Consider the following 15,981-nt stretch of genomic DNA (forward strand, 5'->3'; position numbering starts at 1 on the left):
CGATGCGATCTGCGTCCACCGCCGCCCGGCCCGCGTTCGTGACGATCGCGATACGCCCCTCTTCCTTGGGCCGGGTTAAGGGGACACATACGCCGTTTCCGAAATTCGGTGAAGTGGAGTATTTTCACCGCGTCGCGTTGACCTATGGGTAGGGTGTTTCGCCCGTCGGGCAGCGCGAGGGATTGTGGGTGAGAGGCGCTTCAGTCCGGCGCGGTCGGTACTCCCGGATTCTGCGCGGCAGCCTGCGCGGGCTTCGACGGCGGATGGCGGCCGGCCCTGGTTAGATCGCGGCGCAGCGGCAGCGGCGCCGCGTGCAGCGCGAAGGCGATCGCGATCTGCGTCCTGTTCTGGAGCCGGTATTTGCGCATGATGTTGCCGATATGCGCCCGCACCGTGTTTTCCGAAATCTTGAGTTCGTAGGCGATGTTCTTGTTCTGCAGCCCACGAGCGATCAACATCATCAGCTCTCGTTCGCGCGGTGTCGGTGTAATCGAATCCCTCGGATCTGCGCTCATGGTTGGCTCCTCGCTGGTCTTCCGCATGATGTGGCCGCCTGCGGCATCTTCTCACTCCGTTTTGAGCGCCTCGATCGGGCTGAGCTTGGATGCTTTGTGGGCGGGGTAGAAACCGAAGATGAGGCCGGTGGCGATCGAGAAGACGAGGGCAAGGGCGATCGCCTGACCATCGATCGAGGTGATCCACCCGGCCATGCGGGCGACCGTCATCGAAAGCGTGACTCCGCCGGCGACGCCGATGGCGCCGCCGAGCAGGCAGAGCACCAGCGCCTCGCAGAGAAACTGCAGACGGATGTCGCGCATCCGCCCGCCGAGCGCGCGGCGGATTCCGATCTCCCGCGTGCGTTCCGTGACCGACACGATCATGACGTTCATGATGCTGATGCCGCCGACCAGCAGCGAAACCGAGGCGATGGCGACGAGCAGCAGTGCGACGGTGCGGATCGCGCCCTGCTGCGCTTCCATGGCGGCGGCAGGATCCTGGACCTTGAAGTCGTCCTCCTGGCCTGCGGGGACACGGTGGCGCTGGCGCAGCAGGTTCTCGATCTCCGATCGCGCGCCCGCCATCTGCCCGTCGCCGGCGACCTTGGCGATGATGTAGGCGACCGAATCCCGGTTGATGTTGCTGGCACTGCCGAGGAAGCGCAGCTTGGCGGTGGAGAGCGGCACGAAGGCGACGTCGTCCTGCGCGGGGTCCTTGCGGTCGAGAACGCCAACCACCTCCAGCGGGACCTTCATGATCCGGATCTGAGCACCGATCGGGTCCTCGCCGGCCGTGAACAGTTCGCGTGCGACCCTGTTTCCGAGGATCACGACCTTGCCCGCGCCGGCCTCTTCAGCGTTGGAAAAATAGCGGCCTGCGGCGAGTTGCCAGTCACGCACCATGAAATGGGCCGTCGTGGTGCCGTTGATCGTCGTGTTCCAATTCTTGCTCTCGTGGATGACCTGCGCAGTGCCGGCGATCGAGCCGGCGGCGGCCTGGATTTCGGGAATCTGCTCGAGGATGGCCTGCACGTCGCTCTCGGTCATCGTCAGCTTGCTGCCGTCCTTGAGACGCACGCCACCCTGGTAAGCCGCGCCCGGGGTGATCATCAGCACGTTGGCACCGATCGAGCGGATCTGCTCCTGAAGGCGCAGCTGTGCGCCGGCACCGATCGCAAACACCGTCACGATGGAGGCGACACCGATCACGATGCCGAGCATGGTGAGGAAGCTGCGCAGCGGGTTGAGCCGCAGGGCGTGCAGAGCGATCTGGAAGCCTTGGAGCATCGTCATGGCGCAACGCTCCGTTTCGGCAGGACCATGGCCTGGGTTTCGTCGGCGACGAGCTCGCCGTCATGAAGCCGGATGGTGCGCCGGCATTGCGTCGCGATGCCAGGATCATGCGTGATCATCACGATGGTCTGGCCGGTCTGGTTGAGCGCGGCGAACAGGGCCAGGATCTCGGCCCCGGTGCGGCTGTCGAGCGCGCCGGTCGGCTCATCGGCGAGCACGATCAGCGGGGAGGCGATCAGTGCACGCGCAATCGCGACGCGCTGCTGCTCGCCGCCGGAGAGCTGCCGCGGGAAATGATGGGCCCGGTGCAGCATGCCGACGGCCCGAAGGCTTTGCTCGGCCCGGGCTAGGCGCTCCTTGCGGCTGATGCCGCAATAGACCAGCGGCAGCGCGACGTTCTCGATCGCGTCGTGGCGGGCCAGCAGATTGTAGGACTGGAACACGAAGCCGATGCTGCGGGCCCGCAAGGACGAGCGGCGATCTTCCGAGAGGCCGGCGACGTCCGCGCCCTGAAGGTAGATCGCGCCTTCGCTCGGCAGGTCGAGCAGGCCGATCATGTTCATCAATGTCGACTTGCCGGAGCCGGACGGTCCCATCACCGCTGCGATCTCGCCTTGCGCGATGTCGAAGCTGACATTACGCACCGCTGTCACCGCGATCCCGTCGGTGCGATAGGTTCTGCTGACCGAGCGGAGGCTGATGAGGGGCGGGGAGGCAGTCATGATCCGAACCTGATTCCGAGGAATTCAAAGCCTGCGGAGCGAATGGCCTGGCCGACCGCGACCTGGCTGCCTTCGTCGAGATCTCCGCTTTTGAGCGCAACCTGCTCGGTGCCGGCCGTGCCGACCGTCACGGCGATCCGCTGCAGCGAGCCGCTCGCGGTGCGCACCCAGACCCCGCTCTGCGAGCCGGCCGGGGCCGCCCGCGTGCCGGAAGGCTGGAAGCGCAGCGCGGCAAGCGGCACCTTCAGGACGTCGTCCTGCCGATCGATCACGATCTTCACCAGGGCGGTCATGCCGGGAAGCAACGCGCCGTCGAGATTCGAGGTTGCCAGCACGACGGTATAGGTGACGACGTGCTGCTGGGTCTGCGGTGCCTTGCGCACCTGCCGTACCACCGCCTCGAAGCGGCGGTCGGGATAGGCGTCGACGGTGAAATGGGCGCGCTGGCCGGAAGCGATCCGGCCGATATCGGCTTCGTCGACCTGGGCGTGGATCTCCATGTCTTCAAGGCGGTGGGCGACCACGAAGGTGGTGCGCGATTCCAGGCCGACCGCGAGCGTCTGGCCTTCGTTGACGAACCTGCCGACGACGACGCCGTCGATCGGCGAGCGGATCACCGTGCGGTCGAGATCGGCCTGGGCTGCAGCGAGCACGGCCGCCTTCTCCGGCACGGCCATTCGTGCCTGCTGCAGCTCCGCCTCGATGCGGCGGACATCGGCTTGCGCACCCTCCACCGAATAGGAGTTGAGCGACATCAGCACCTCGGCCTCGCGCTCCTGGGCGAGGCGAGCGGTGAACTCCGTCTGCGCGTCATCGACCGTCGTCGTCGCCACCACGTTCTGCGACTGCAGCGCCAGCTTGCGCTGCAGGGTCTTCTGCGCCGAGGATTTCACGGCCTGTGCGCTTTCGAGCTTGGCGGCGAGCACGTCGCGGCTGCCCCTGGCGTTTTGCAGGTCGATCCTGGCGCGATCAAGCTTGGCCCTGGCGATGTCGACCAGGGAATCGGCGACCGCAAGAGAGGCGCGGGCTTCGTCGACCTTGGCGGCAAAGCTGCGCGGGTCGATCAGGGCGAGCGGCTGGTCCCTGGCAACGGTATCGTTGAAGTCGACATAGACCCGGGCCAGCTGCCCGGACAGTTGGGAGCCGACCTCGATCGTCTTGACCGGCTGCAGGGCGCCGGTGACGGTGACGGTCTGCTCGATGCTGCCGCGCTGGATCGCGGCGTAGCGGAACACGGGTGCGTCCGATCCGAAGGTCGGCGCGTCGCGCCCTCGGGGGACGAGAAGCTGCCTGGTCGTCTCGTAAACGCGCGTCGCACCGTTCGTCGCGCTCTTGGCTGCGCCGGTAACAGCATCCGCCCCCATGGCAACGGCCACGGCAAGGCAACACGCAGTTCCCAGCAACGCAATTGCTGACACAAATCGCATATTAAAAGCCCCCGTTTGACCGAACAGGCACCGCCGGAGGAACAACCTGAAATGGTGAGAGTATGAAGTTCGCCCCAGGCGATCATCGCGTCTCAATACTATGTCGCCGTTCTTAACGCGACGGACGGGCGCGCTCCATGATTAAAAAGTAAAGTTCGCGCAGCGCCACTATTCGTGACTTGAAGACAATGGATACCGGGCGTATCGATATGAGGCGCGCGGTATCGAACTCGATAAGCCGACCGAACGTCCCGTATGGTCTGGCCGAAAGCGGCCACTTGCCGGCGTTCGCGACGGTGGATGGGTGGCGATGCCATGATCCAGCCGGCGATATCACGACGCAGGAATGCTGCATTCTCGATAACAGCCCGCCGCGATCTCGCCGGCGGCACGACCGCATCCTCTCAATCACGAAGCCCGATATGTGAACGCCTTCACTCGTTTCCTGCGCGTGTTGGCTCTATGAGGTCGAACCGGCGCAGCGCGGCGCCGCGTTCGATCTCCGCAATTCCATCCAAGCACCTTGATCACGCTTGCAAGAAGATTGGACGGCTCGCTGCTTTTTCATCGAGCCCCAAGCCGGGGAGGCCGTTGCCCATGAGTTCAGGTCAAGCCACAGTTTATATCGTTGATGACGAAGTCCAGATCCGAACCGCGATCGGAAATCTCTGCGAGGAGACCGGTCATCAGGTGAAGTTGTTTGCGTCGACGGACGAGTTTCTCACGGAGAATATTTCCGCCGGGCCGTCCTGTCTCGTGCTCGACGTCCGCTTTCCCGGGACGTCGCCGACCGGACTCGAGCTGCAGCGCCGGCTCGCCGACACGGGCGTGTCCATTCCCATCGTCTTCATCAGCGGTCATTCGGACGTCCGCGTCTCGGTCGAGGCCATGAAGCGCGGCGCGGTCGAGTTTCTGCCAAAACCCTTCCGGGAGCAGGAGATTCTCGACGCAATCAGGCATGGCATCGAGCGCGACCGCAGGCGGCTGGAACGCGAGGACAGCATGCGCGAAGCCCGCCAACGCGTCGAGACGCTGACGGCGCGGGAGCATGAGATCATGCTGCTGATGGCCGAGGGACTCGTCGCCAAGCAGATCGCCGCGCGACTCGGCGTCAGCGAAGTGACGGCGAAGGTGCATCGCGCCAGGATGATGCGAAAGCTGCAGCTGCGTACGCCGATCGAGGTGGTGCGGCTGATCGACAGCATGGGGCACGAGACCGAGACGCGCGCCGGTGCGGAATAGCGCTGCTGCGGCCTTCACGGGCCTGCATTTCGCACGACGTCTAGTCCGTACCGATTAGCATGAACTGCAGTCTGTCGCGCAGGCAAGGACCGGTTCAAAGTTGTCCTTACGATGTCGGCCTCTTCTAAGACGGCATCCGAACCCAGTCAGACAACTTTGCCCGAAAGGAATTCTCCATGCGCAAATTTCTTTTTGCCTCCGTTGCATTGTTCGCCCTGTCGTCGGCAGCGCAGGCTGCCAACACCGCGACCACGGTACAGGTCGGCGTCGTGAACGGCTCCAGCGTTTCGCAGCAGGGCCTCACCAACGACTCGTCCTCGACCAGCCAGCTCGGCCTCGTCAACAGCGCGTCCACGATGCAGGGCACCAGCTCCGCCTCGCTCAACAACGGCAGCACGGTCAACCAGATCGGCGTGCAGAACTCGGCGACCACCGGCCAGGTAGCGTTCGGCAACAACTCCAGCGGGATCACCCAGAATTCGTTCGGGCCCGCCGCGCTGCAGAACAACGCCGCCGCCGTCGGCCAGCTCAGCGTGTTCGGCACGAACGGCAGCACCGTCTCGCAGACGGCGCACTGAGGCACGTATCGTACGGCCGGACGCACCTGATGCGGTGCGTCCGGACCGTTCTCGAAGTACCGCAACCGGCCGGCCGATCAATTGCGACGGCTCGCTTCATCTCGCGGAGGACATGACATGCGGATCACCTATTTCATTGCAACGGCCACGGCGCTCTGCGCGCTGACGGCTGCCGATGCACAGGCCGGCAACAGCGCCAGCGTGCTGCAGTTCGGAACCACCAACACTTCGTTCATTTCGCAGAGCGGCGGCACCAGCAACAGCGCCACGACGATGCAGTTCGGGGCGACCAATACCGCGACGACGTTGCAGTCCGGCTCGCTTCTCACCGCCAACACTTCGGTGATCGGGCAGGGCGGCACGACCGCGACGGCGACCAATATGGCGCTCGCCGGCCAGGTCGGCGGCTCCAATTCGAGCCTGATCGGTCAGATCGGAGCGAACAACACCGCCGGCGTCGGTCAGCTCGGAATTCTGAATGGCTCGACCATTCTCCAGCAGGCTCCGTGAGCGGACCGAAAGTTGCGAGGCATGTCATGAAACACCATCTGGGACGCGCGGGCGCCGTCGCGCTGGCTCTCTGCTCGGTCGGCGCCGGGTCGGCCGGCGCGCAGACCGCCGACATCAAGACCATCGTCTCGGTCGGCGGGCCTCCGGTCGTGCTGAACCAGACCAGCCAGCTCAACATGGCGGGCGTGTTCATGATCGGCGGCAGCACCAGCGCGACCGTGACGCAGAACGGCACCAACAACGCGACGGGCGTCCTGCAATTCGGCGGCACGAACTCCGCATCAATCGGGCAGGCGGGGTCCAACAACCTCGCCTTCGTCGGTCAGGTCGGGCAATCGACGAGCAGCCTGATATCGCAGCTCGGCACGATGAATGCGGGCACGGTGGCGCAATTCGGCACGGTCAACCACTCCACGATCGTCCAGACCGGTCCGTAAATCGCGCGAACTCATCGGCGTCGGAAATCAGGGGGGAGAGCGATGCGGTGTGGCAGAGAGATCTTGAAGCGGGTTCTGGCCGGGGCGGCGTTGCTGGCTGCCATCGGCGCGGCGACGCCGGCGTCGGCCGGGTCGGTCCAGCGCAGCGTAACCAACCGCAACGTCAGCATCGAAACGATCGTGCAGTTCGGCGACAATGTTCAGCCCGTGACGATCGAGGAGAACAGCCGCATCAACATTGCGCGGGTGATCCAGATCGGCGGGACCGGGACGGTGGATGCGACCATCATCCAGAACGGCACGCGCAATTATGCCAATGTGATCCAGGTGGGCGGCACCACCAATGCGATCATCGGCCAGTCCGGCGTGAGCAATACCGCCGACATTACCCAGATCGGCAATTCCACCAACGCGCTCCTGCTCCAGATCGGCGACATGAACAGTGGAGCGGTGAGACAGTTCGGGCGTTTCAATTGGCTGGCGATCTTCCAGTTCGGCCGATGATGGAGGTGAGAGATGAAGTTGCTCCTGCTCGCATCCGGAATAGGACTCATGAGCGTGATCGCGGCCGCGCCGGCGGGCGCTGACGATGGTCACACCACGGTGGTCCAGGACGAGAACGGCACATCGGTGATCACGCAAAGCGGTGATCCCGCGCAGGCCGAGGTCAAAATCGAGAAGGAGCCCGGGCGTACGACGGTCTATCGCCGCAGCGGCGGCAACACCGCGATCGTGACGCAGGGCACCGGGAATGCGCAGGACATGCTCGACTGGCTGCGCAAGCAGCAGGGACGCTGACACGTGAAGGCCCACCGTCCATGGCGGACGGTGGGCCTCGCATGACGCAGCCTTACCAGCGATAGCCGCCGGTCAGCGTGCCGTTGTTGTTGCCCTCGGGGCCGACGTCGCCCTGCGTCGAGCTCGGGGTCGGATGATTGGTGCCGTTGAGGGCGCCGTAGGGCCTCGCGACATCAGGATAATACGCACGCGGTTGTACCGGCTCATAGGCCGGCGCGGTGCGGTCCCAGCCGGCGCGCGGGCCGTTCCAATCGTAGCCCTGTGCCGAGGCGGCCGCCGTCCCGGCGATGAGGGATGCGGTGACGAGCGCGAGGAGTTTCGACTTGTTGTGCATTGGAGATGCTCCTTCTTGTGTGTGGGGAAGCAACGGTTGCACTGCGGGAGCGTTCCGGGCCGGCGTATGGCGGCGCGATCAAACTCCGATCACCTGGTTATGAAGTGCCGTGATGAGGAGGGACGCGCTTCCGACGATTGCGGGCGCTCTTGTCGCACCGGTTCCCCGCGCCGGGACGGTGCCTTAACCATTAATTAATTATAGGTTTGCGGGGGAGCGACGGGCCGGCCTAGCGTGGCCGAGGGGGGCCGCGATCCGCGTAAGTCAAACGAGTTGGTGCGTAACATGACCTATCGAATTCATGGGGCCTTGCTCGCCTCGCTCAGCGCAGCCGCGCTGCTCCTTCATCCCGACGACAGTTTTGGCCGAGCCGGCGGCAGCGCGCCGCATGGAATGACCGCTCCGCCTTCCGGCGCCATGGCGCGTGCGCCGATCGGGCCGGGCGCCCGGTTCCACCGGCGGAGCAGCCCCTTCGTCTACTGGCCGGGCGGCGGCGGGTTCTACGACGGCGCCGGCTATAGCCAGCCCTTCGTCGATGCCGGGCAGCCTGTCTCCACCGACGTGCGCTACACCTACACCTATGACGTCCCCTGGGACTGGTCGCATCGCTTCCCGCCGAACGTGGTGCCGTCCGACCGACCCTACGTGCCGAGCTGCCCGACGGAGCAGGTGACGGTGCCCGGCCGCGGCGGCAGCGAGCACACCGTCAACATCATGCGCTGCTACTGAATTCAGCCCAGCTCGAAGCTGGTCACGCCGAAGACGCGGTCGATGCGCAGCGGCGCGATCGGCCCCGTGTACATTCGCGCGGTCTCGAACACCGGCTTGAAGCCGAGCGCTTCTGCGAGCGCGACCGCCGCGCGATTGACGGCGGGAACGTCGAGGAAGATTTCGCGGCCAGTGGCGCTTGCCAGCAAAGCCTGAACGATCGCCTCCGCCGCTGCGCGATCGTGGGCGACGAGCGGGCCGATCTTGTGCCCGGTCCGGCAGGGCCGGATCACGCCCCATCCGTGGAGTTCACCGTCACGCATCAGCGCGCGGCCGACATGACCTGAAGTGCCGATCCAGGCGCGCAGGAAGGTGCCGCGCCGGGCCGGGAAGACGGTGGCATCGTCGGCCTCCACAAGCGCAAACGGGATGGTATCGAGCGCGACGACATCGGGCGGCGGCCTCAATGGCGCGGCGATGATGCCGCCGTAGCGGATGTTGGCGTAAGCGAGCTGGAAGCCGGATTTCCTGTAATTGTCCTGCTGCGCCACGACCCCGTCGAGTCCGATCACGCGGGCGCCCGCGTGCGCGATCGCCGCGTTCCAGATGCGCAGGCCGTGGCCGGAGCCCCGAAGATCTGCACGCACGATGTAGAAGCCGAGGAAGGCGAAGCGATCATCGTAATTGACGCAGGAGACGGTCGCGACCGGCTCGCCCTCGATCTCGCCGACGAAGAAGCCTTGCGCGTCGGGCACAGCGAAGCAGGCTGCATCGCAGAGACCCGGATTCCAGCCTTCGGCTGTGGCCCAGTCGACGGCGAGGGAGATTTCCTCAGGGCGCAGATTGCGGATCAGCAAATCACTCATCGCGGGTGGCTCATGACGGATGCTTTCGACCATGGACCTGCCGACTGGTCTGGCGGTAGAAGGCCGCATGATAGGCCGAGCCTGCGGCTCGCCTCAACTGAAGGGATGATCAGTCATGGCAGCAGAGAAGGTTGCGCTCGTAACCGCCGGCGGCAGCGGCATGGGAGCAGGGGCTGCCCGGCGGCTGGCGGCGGATGGGTTTCGCATCGCGATCCTGTCGTCCTCCGGCAAGGGCGAGGCGCTGGCGGCCGAACTCGGCGGGCTCGGCGTCACCGGCTCCAACAAGGAGAATGACGATCTGAAGCGCCTCGTCGACGGCGCCATGGCCAAGTGGGGACGCATCGACGTGCTCGTCAACAGCGCCGGCCACGGGCCCCGTGCACCCATCACCGAGATTACCGACGAGCAGTGGCATGCCGGCCTCGACACCTATCTCCTGAACGTGATCCGTCCAACGCGGCTGGTGACGCCGATCATGCAGGCGCAGCAAGGCGGCGCCATCATCAACATTTCGACGGCGTGGGCGTTCGAGCCGAGCGCGATGTTCCCGACCTCGGCGGTGTTCCGCGCCGGGCTCGCCGCCTTCACCAAGATCTTCACCGACGCCCATGCGGCCGACAACATCCGCATGAACAACGTCCTGCCGGGCTGGATCGACAGCCTGCCGCAGCAGGAGTCGCGCCGCGACAGCGTGCCGATGAAGCGCTACGGCAAGGTCGAGGAGATCGCCGCGACGATTTCGTTCCTGGCCTCCGAGGGTGCCGCCTACATCACCGGCCAGAACATCCGCGTCGACGGCGGCCTGACGCGCTCGGTGTGAGGCGCGCAGTCTCGAGCGTGTCCGGTGGCGTTGTCGCGATGCGACGCGGGCCTGCTCTGCGCGCCGCCGATGATGGATGAGGCGTGGCTGTACGGTCACACCGGTCATTCGTTCGCATGATCCGAGGCGCAAATTACGTCATAGTCCTTGCGAACTGCGCCGCAGCCCAAGACGATCAACGGCGCGCGCCCTATGCCCTGACTGCGCCGGTTGCTTCGACCGCGCATTCGCGGCGCGAGGTCTATCGCGTGAGGCATGGAGACTGGAATGAAGAAGTTTTTGCTGGCGGCCGCATCGCTTGTGCTCGGCACCGCCTCGGTGCAGGCCGCCGACCTCGCGGCGCACTACACCAAGGCGCCGGCGATAGCGCCAGTCTACAACTGGACCGGCTTTTATGTCGGCGGCAATGTCGGCGGGCAGTGGGGCAGCGCCGATCTGACCACCTCGACTGTGTATTCTCCGGTGGGCTATTTCGCCGCCAGCAGTGTCCCCGCCGTCAACGCGGTCGGCGTCCAGGGCGCCAATAGCTCCAGCGTGACCGGAGGTTTAACCGCCGGCTATAACTGGCAGATCAACCGAGCCGTGCTCGGTCTGGAAGGCGACATCAACTATTTCGGCTTCAAGGGCAGCGCGAGCGGATCGGCGTTGTATCCCTGCTGCGCGCCGACCGGCTTCACCGTCAATTCGTCGGTCTCGGCCGACTGGCTCGCCACCATCCGCGGCCGTATCGGATTCCTGGCGGCCCCGACGTGGCTGCTCTATGCCACCGGCGGTGCAGCGATTGCCGAGGTGAAGGGCAACTTCAACTTCACAGATACGTTCGCGGCTGCGACAGAATCCGCTGCGATCCGCGATACCCGGGTCGGCTGGACTGCCGGCGTCGGCACCGAATACGCCTTCGGCGGCGGTTGGTCGCTGAAAGCCGAGTACCTCTATGTCGATCTCGGCCGGGCCAGTGTGACAAGCACCAATCTGGCCGCGTTCGTGCCCGCCACCGGCTTCCCGACCAACGTCTTCACGCACTCGGTCGATCTCAAGTCGAACATCGTCCGCGTCGGCGTGAACTACAAGTTCGGGGGCCCGGTCATCGCCAGATACTGAGCTTCGTCGCAGTTACCCATAGAGTGTGGAAAGCCCCGGCCCAGCCGGGGCTTTTTTCGTTGGAGTTCCGGTCCTGCGCGGCGCAAAATAATTACTTAGCCATTGAGCTAACAATTATTGACGTCGGGACCAAGATCGCCCTATAGTTAGCTTCATGGCTAACCAATTATCCCGCCTCGACCAAGTTTTCGCAGCGCTTGCCGATCCCACAAGGCGGGCAATCGTGATGCGGCTGTGTGCCGGCGAGGCCTCGGTCGGCGAACTCGCCGATCCCTTCGACATGGCGCTGCCCAGCTTCATGAAACACATCCATGTGCTGGAGACGAGCGGGCTGCTGCTGTCGGAGAAATCCGGCCGCGTGCGCACCTGCCGCCTCAGCCCGGATGCGCTGCTCGGCGCGGAGGACTGGTTCCAGCAGCAGCGGGCGATCTGGGAGGCGCGTCTCGACCGGTTCGAGGCCTATGTGATGAAGCTCAAGAAGGAGAGGGAGTCGGCCGGAAAGCCGTCCCGAACAAGCAAACGGAAAGGTGCCAAGTGATGACCAGTTTTGCCAATCCCGCACTGTCGCAATGGTCGCTGGACCGCGAGATCGTGATGTCGCGCGTGATCGACGCGCCGCGTGATCTGGTGTTCGAGGCGTGGTCCGACCCGAAGCATCTGCCGCAATGGTTCGGGCCGAAGGGATTCAAGATCGAGACCTTCGAGATCGACGTCCGGGTCGGCGGCGTCTGGCGTTTCAACATGATCGGGCCCGACGGCACGGTCTATCCGAACCGCATGCGCTTCCGCCGTATCGAGCGGCCGTCGCTGATGGAAATGGATCACGGCGTCGACCAGGACGAGGATCCCGGCATGTTCCGCTTCACTCTGACGTTTGCCGAGCAGAGCAACGGCAAGACCGTGCTGATGATGCGCCAGCTGGCCTCGAGCACCGAGCAGCGCGACGGCATGATCGGCTTCGGCGCCGTCGAATACGGCTATCAGACACTCGACAAGCTCGCGGCCTATGTGGCGGGCTTGAAGCGGTAAGCCAAGGTCTTGGTCGTCATGCCCGGGCTTGTCCCGGGCATCCACGTTATGCGTGCTGCGCGGTTGGGCGTGGATGGCCGGGACAAGCCCGGCCATGACGAGAGGAGTGGGAACGGCGCATAACCTGAAAACTCATTCCTTCGCTTCGTCGGTCACGATGTCGCCGAGCTTCTGCCAGCGCTGGCCGTCGAACTGCACCATCTGGAACTGCTTGTTGACGCGATAGTCGGTCGGCGAGGTCGTGACCGAGATCCCCGGCAGCGTCAGGTCGAGCACGACGTTCTTGAGGTTGGCGGCCTGCCGCATCACGTTGTCGCGGGTCAGATCGTCGCCGCATTGCTTCAGCACCTGCACCAGGAGCTGGGCCGTGATGTATCCGTAGACGTTCAGGTTCGAATCCTTGTCGCCCTCGGGGTAGTATTTCGCCATGAAGGCGAGATAGCGCTTCATGCCGGCATCGTCCTTCCATTCGGGATCGGCGGCATCCTTGACGTAGCCGACGCTGACGACGCCCTTGGAATTGTCCAGGCCCGCCGGCTTCAGCACGGCGCTGACCGAGGAGGCGTTGATGTCGATGATGTGCAGCGGCTTCCAGCCGATCTCGGCGACCTTCTTGATCGCCTGCGCCGCCTGCTTCGGCGTCGTGGCGCTGAACAGCACGTCGGCGCCGGCATCTTTCAGCCGCAAGATCTGCGAATCGATCGTCGGCTCTGTGATCTCGTAGGACGTCTCGGCCACGATCATCTTCGCCTTGTCGCCGAGGCCGGCCTTGAGGCCGGCGAGATAATCCTTGCCGAGGTCGTCGTTCTGGTAGAGCACGCCGATCTTGGCGTTCGGATGGTTCTTCAGCAAGTATTGCGCGTAGATCCGGCCCTCGACGAGGTAGGACGGATTGAAGCCCATGGTCCAGGGGAAGTTCTTGGGATCGGTGAAGCGCGCCGCGCCGGTCGCCGCGAACAGCTGCGGGATTTTCTTGGCGTTGAGATATTTCTGCACGGCAACGTTCGGCGCGGTGCCGATGATCTGGAACGTCAGCAGCACCTCGTCGCTTTCGACCAGCTTGCGGGTCTGCTCCACCGTCTTCGGCGGCGAATAGGCATCGTCGTACTGGATCAGCTCGACCTTGCGGCCGTTCACGCCGCCCTCGTCGTTGATCATCTTCATGTAGGCGGCCTGGGTCTTGCCGATCACGGCATAGGCCGAGGCCGGGCCGCTGAGTGGGACGGTCTGGCCGACCTTGATCGCGGTGTCGGACGCGCCGACATCGTATTTCTTCTGCGCCTGCGCGCATGAGAGCGACAGCGCGAGCAGCAATGCGGAGGCTGCGATGTGTTTGAGAGAAGCGCTTGTCATGTCCGGTCCTTCCCGATTGTCATTCGCCCTTGAGACCGGCGTCGCGGATCAGCTTGGTCCATTGCTGGGTCTCGGCGTCGATGAACTGGCCGAACTCGGCCGCGGTGCCGGCACGCACTTCGAGGCCCTGGGCGGTCAGCTTGTCCTTGATCCCAGGCTCGGCGAGCGCGCGCAGAACCTCGGCCTGGAATTTGTCGACGATCGCGCGCGGCGTCGTGGCGGGCGCCATGAAGCCGTACCAGCCCGCGGCGGCCACGTTGGGAAAGCCCTGCTCGCGCAGGGTCAGGGCCTGCGGATAGAGCGCGCTGCGCTCGGCCGAGGCGACGCCGAGCACGGTGAACTTGCCGCTCTGGATGTAGGGCAGGGCAGTCGGCAGCGCCGTCAGCGTGGCGTCGACGCGGCCGGCCAGCAGCTCGGTGTAGGAGGCGGCATCGCCCCGGAACGGGATGTTGAGACCTCTGACCCCGGCGTCGCGGAACAGCAGCTCACCGGCGAGGTGCGGCTGCGAGCCGGCGCCGGGAGAGGCGAAGGTCAGCCCATCCGGTTTCGACTTGCCATAAGCGATCAACTCGGGGAGCGTCTTGAAAGGTGCATCGGCGCTGATGATGAGGAACAGCGGCGCGACCACGACCATCGCGACCGGCTGCAGATCCTTGCGGTCATAGGTCAGCTTGCCGAACAACGCCTCGGCGGTCGCGTAGGGAGCCGCGACATAGAGAAGGGTGTAGCCGTCGCCCGGCGCATGGGCGACCATGTCGTTGGCAATACGGGTGCCGGCACCCGGCTTGTTCTCGACGATGAACTGCTGACGCAGGCTGCGGCCGAACTCTTCGGCCAAAAGGCGCAGCGAGATGTCGTTGGAGCCGCCGGGACCGTAAGGCGAGATCAGCCGCACCATGCGCGCCGGCCATGCATCGTCGGCCTGGACTGTCAGGCTCGAGCCGGCGACCAGTCCGCCTGCGAGCGTGCCCAGCAGGGTTCTGCGTGTGACCTTGAATGATGTCACTGTCTCTTCCTCCGTAATTTCTTGTCTGCTTCTTTTTGGTCTTGTTGATCTTGTTGTTGCGCTCAGATCACCTTTCGCTCGGTGAGCCTTTCGACCTCCTGGTCGGACAGGCCGAGCCAGTTGCGAAACACCTCGTCATTGTCCTGGCCGACGTCGCCGGCGGCGTGGCGCATTTGCGCGGGATCATTGGTGAAGCGCGGAACGACGTTGCTCATGGCAACCGTGCCGAAATCCCGGTCCGGGACGCGGGTGATGACCTCGCGCGCTTTCACCTGCGGGTCGTCGGCGATCTGGTCGATCGAATAGATCGGAGCGAGCGTGCCTTTCGCGGCATCGAATAGCGCGAGGACCATGTCGAGGGGATGGGCGGCACACCAGCCGGCGAAGATGTCGTTGAGCTCGGAAGCGTGCTTGACCCGCCGGTCGTTGCTGGCGAAGCGCGGATCGTCGATCAGGTCGGGCCGTTCGATCGCGCGGCAGTTCGCGGCAAACAGCGCGTTGGTCGATCCCGCCAGCGTCACCCAGTGATCGTCGCTGGTGCGGAACACCGCGGCCGGCGCCGAATAGCCGTTGGCATTGCCGATGCGGCTGCGAACGGTGCCGAGCTGGTCGTGCTCGATGGCGAGGACGTCGAGCAGGCGGAAGGTCGCCTCCGTCAGCGAAAGGTCGATCTCCTCGCCGGGCGCATCGGGGTCGCGGGCGCGTTTCCACAGCGCTGCGAGCACGCCGACGGCGCCGAACAGGCCGCCGATCGAATCCCCGATCGGGTATCCCGGATGGGTCGGCTCGCCGCCGCTCTCCCCGGTGATGTAGGTGAGCCCGCCCATGGCCTCGAAGATGCGGGCAAAGCCGGGCCGTTCGCGATAGGGGCCGTCCTGTCCGAAGGCGGTGGCGCGCAGGATCACGAGGCGGGGCTGGATCGACCACAGCACTTCCTTCGACAGGCCCCAGCGATCGAGCGTTCCCGGACGGAAATTCTCGATCAGCACGTCGAAGCGGGGCAGCAGCTGCTTGAACAGCGCAAGTCCGTCCGGTGTGCGCAGATCCAGCGTGGCGAACTTCTTGTTGCGATTGGCCGCCTTCCACCACAGCGGCTTGCCGTCCTTGAACGGCGGAAACGAGCGGACGCCGTCACCGTTTCCCGGCATCTCGATCTTGAGCACCTCGGCGCCGTAGTCGGCCAGCAGCGTCGCGGCAAAGGGCGCGGCGATGATGGTGGCGATGTCGAGAACCTTCAAACCTTCGAGCGGTCCAGCCATC

Annotated in this window: 20 protein-coding genes; 11 read left to right on the top strand and 9 right to left on the bottom strand. The window is 64.9% G+C overall.

The genetic code is table 11. The features are described from left to right. Positions 1–200: 200 nt before the first annotated feature. From JQ580_RS30365 to JQ580_RS30380, 4 genes are read right to left on the bottom strand one after another with little or no spacing between them, the layout of a single operon-like run. Positions 201–515: a response regulator transcription factor gene (locus JQ580_RS30365; RefSeq protein ID WP_212284489.1), complete on the bottom strand. Its 315-nt coding sequence runs from the start codon at positions 513–515 to the stop codon at positions 201–203. A 51-nt stretch (positions 516–566) separates the two neighbouring features. Next, the gene (locus JQ580_RS30370) at positions 567–1,790 is read right to left on the bottom strand and encodes an ABC transporter permease (protein ID WP_212284491.1); all 1,224 of its coding nucleotides are present in this window, start codon (positions 1,788–1,790) and stop codon (positions 567–569) included. After that, positions 1,787–2,512 carry an ABC transporter ATP-binding protein gene (locus JQ580_RS30375; RefSeq protein WP_212284493.1) on the bottom strand — a complete coding sequence of 242 codons (726 nt, stop codon included), beginning with the start codon at positions 2,510–2,512 and terminating at the stop codon, positions 1,787–1,789. The genes JQ580_RS30370 and JQ580_RS30375 overlap by 4 nt, the downstream gene beginning before the upstream one ends. Then, positions 2,509–3,939 carry an efflux RND transporter periplasmic adaptor subunit gene (locus JQ580_RS30380; protein WP_212284495.1) on the bottom strand — a complete coding sequence of 477 codons (1,431 nt, stop codon included), beginning with the start codon at positions 3,937–3,939 and terminating at the stop codon, positions 2,509–2,511. The genes JQ580_RS30375 and JQ580_RS30380 overlap by 4 nt, the downstream gene beginning before the upstream one ends. Positions 3,940–4,536: 597 nt before the next feature. On the opposite strand from JQ580_RS30380, the gene JQ580_RS30385 reads away from it, so the two are divergent. The 6 genes from JQ580_RS30385 (at position 4,537) to JQ580_RS30410 (ending at position 7,504) form a co-directional block, all read left to right on the top strand. Continuing rightward, positions 4,537–5,181 carry a response regulator transcription factor gene (locus JQ580_RS30385; RefSeq protein WP_212284497.1) on the top strand — a complete coding sequence of 215 codons (645 nt, stop codon included), beginning with the start codon at positions 4,537–4,539 and terminating at the stop codon, positions 5,179–5,181. 176 nt (positions 5,182–5,357) lie between these two features. Continuing rightward, the gene (locus JQ580_RS30390) at positions 5,358–5,759 is read left to right on the top strand and encodes a curlin subunit CsgB (protein WP_212284499.1); all 402 of its coding nucleotides are present in this window, start codon (positions 5,358–5,360) and stop codon (positions 5,757–5,759) included. A 117-nt stretch (positions 5,760–5,876) separates the two neighbouring features. Beyond that, entirely contained in the window at positions 5,877–6,269 is a 393-nt protein-coding gene (locus JQ580_RS30395; protein ID WP_212284500.1) for a curlin, read from the top strand. A gap of 26 nt (positions 6,270–6,295) precedes the next feature. Next, positions 6,296–6,706 carry a curlin gene (locus JQ580_RS30400; RefSeq protein ID WP_212284502.1) on the top strand — a complete coding sequence of 137 codons (411 nt, stop codon included), beginning with the start codon at positions 6,296–6,298 and terminating at the stop codon, positions 6,704–6,706. Between the two features lie 63 nt (positions 6,707–6,769). Continuing rightward, the gene (locus JQ580_RS30405) at positions 6,770–7,210 is read left to right on the top strand and encodes a curlin (RefSeq protein ID WP_283814010.1); all 441 of its coding nucleotides are present in this window, start codon (positions 6,770–6,772) and stop codon (positions 7,208–7,210) included. A gap of 12 nt (positions 7,211–7,222) precedes the next feature. Further along, the gene (locus JQ580_RS30410) at positions 7,223–7,504 is read left to right on the top strand and encodes a hypothetical protein (protein WP_212284506.1); all 282 of its coding nucleotides are present in this window, start codon (positions 7,223–7,225) and stop codon (positions 7,502–7,504) included. Positions 7,505–7,556: 52 nt separating this feature from the next. On the opposite strand, the gene JQ580_RS30415 is transcribed toward JQ580_RS30410, so the two are convergent. Continuing rightward, on the bottom strand, positions 7,557–7,838 hold the full coding sequence (locus JQ580_RS30415) for a hypothetical protein (RefSeq protein ID WP_212284508.1): 282 nt from the start codon (positions 7,836–7,838) through the stop codon (positions 7,557–7,559). A gap of 285 nt (positions 7,839–8,123) precedes the next feature. Here JQ580_RS30415 and JQ580_RS30420 point away from each other — a divergent pair, with 285 nt between their 5' ends. Then, positions 8,124–8,567 (top strand): hypothetical protein, encoded by a 444-nt coding sequence (locus JQ580_RS30420; RefSeq protein WP_212284510.1) that lies wholly within the window; start codon positions 8,124–8,126, stop codon positions 8,565–8,567. A 2-nt stretch (positions 8,568–8,569) separates the two neighbouring features. Here JQ580_RS30420 and JQ580_RS30425 read toward each other — a convergent pair whose 3' ends face one another. Beyond that, the gene (locus JQ580_RS30425) at positions 8,570–9,412 is read right to left on the bottom strand and encodes a GNAT family N-acetyltransferase (protein ID WP_212284512.1); all 843 of its coding nucleotides are present in this window, start codon (positions 9,410–9,412) and stop codon (positions 8,570–8,572) included. A 115-nt stretch (positions 9,413–9,527) separates the two neighbouring features. Between JQ580_RS30425 and JQ580_RS30430 the strand changes: the two genes are divergently transcribed. The 4 genes from JQ580_RS30430 to JQ580_RS30445 all read left to right on the top strand — a co-directional run bounded on the left by JQ580_RS30430 (position 9,528) and on the right by JQ580_RS30445 (position 12,362). Continuing rightward, positions 9,528–10,232 (top strand): SDR family oxidoreductase, encoded by a 705-nt coding sequence (locus JQ580_RS30430; protein ID WP_212284514.1) that lies wholly within the window; start codon positions 9,528–9,530, stop codon positions 10,230–10,232. A 267-nt stretch (positions 10,233–10,499) separates the two neighbouring features. Continuing rightward, positions 10,500–11,333 carry an outer membrane protein gene (locus JQ580_RS30435; protein ID WP_212284516.1) on the top strand — a complete coding sequence of 278 codons (834 nt, stop codon included), beginning with the start codon at positions 10,500–10,502 and terminating at the stop codon, positions 11,331–11,333. A gap of 154 nt (positions 11,334–11,487) precedes the next feature. Next, positions 11,488–11,871 (top strand): ArsR/SmtB family transcription factor, encoded by a 384-nt coding sequence (locus JQ580_RS30440; protein ID WP_212284518.1) that lies wholly within the window; start codon positions 11,488–11,490, stop codon positions 11,869–11,871. Further along, entirely contained in the window at positions 11,871–12,362 is a 492-nt protein-coding gene (locus tag JQ580_RS30445; protein WP_212284520.1) for an SRPBCC family protein, read from the top strand. The genes JQ580_RS30440 and JQ580_RS30445 overlap by 1 nt, the downstream gene beginning before the upstream one ends. Before the next feature lie 132 nt (positions 12,363–12,494). On the opposite strand, the gene JQ580_RS30450 is transcribed toward JQ580_RS30445, so the two are convergent. The 3 genes from JQ580_RS30450 to JQ580_RS30460 all read right to left on the bottom strand — a co-directional run bounded on the left by JQ580_RS30450 (position 12,495) and on the right by JQ580_RS30460 (position 15,980). Continuing rightward, positions 12,495–13,715, bottom strand: coding sequence for an ABC transporter substrate-binding protein (locus JQ580_RS30450; RefSeq protein WP_212284522.1), 1,221 nt, complete (start codon positions 13,713–13,715; stop codon positions 12,495–12,497). A 19-nt stretch (positions 13,716–13,734) separates the two neighbouring features. Next, positions 13,735–14,721 (bottom strand): Bug family tripartite tricarboxylate transporter substrate binding protein, encoded by a 987-nt coding sequence (locus tag JQ580_RS30455; protein ID WP_212284524.1) that lies wholly within the window; start codon positions 14,719–14,721, stop codon positions 13,735–13,737. 62 nt (positions 14,722–14,783) lie between these two features. Then, positions 14,784–15,980: a CaiB/BaiF CoA transferase family protein gene (locus JQ580_RS30460; protein ID WP_212284526.1), complete on the bottom strand. Its 1,197-nt coding sequence runs from the start codon at positions 15,978–15,980 to the stop codon at positions 14,784–14,786. Position 15,981 lies beyond the last annotated feature (1 nt).

It is taken from the genome of Bradyrhizobium sp. SZCCT0148, from assembly GCF_018129985.1.
Taxonomy (GTDB): Bacteria; Pseudomonadota; Alphaproteobacteria; order Rhizobiales; family Xanthobacteraceae; genus Bradyrhizobium; species Bradyrhizobium japonicum_H.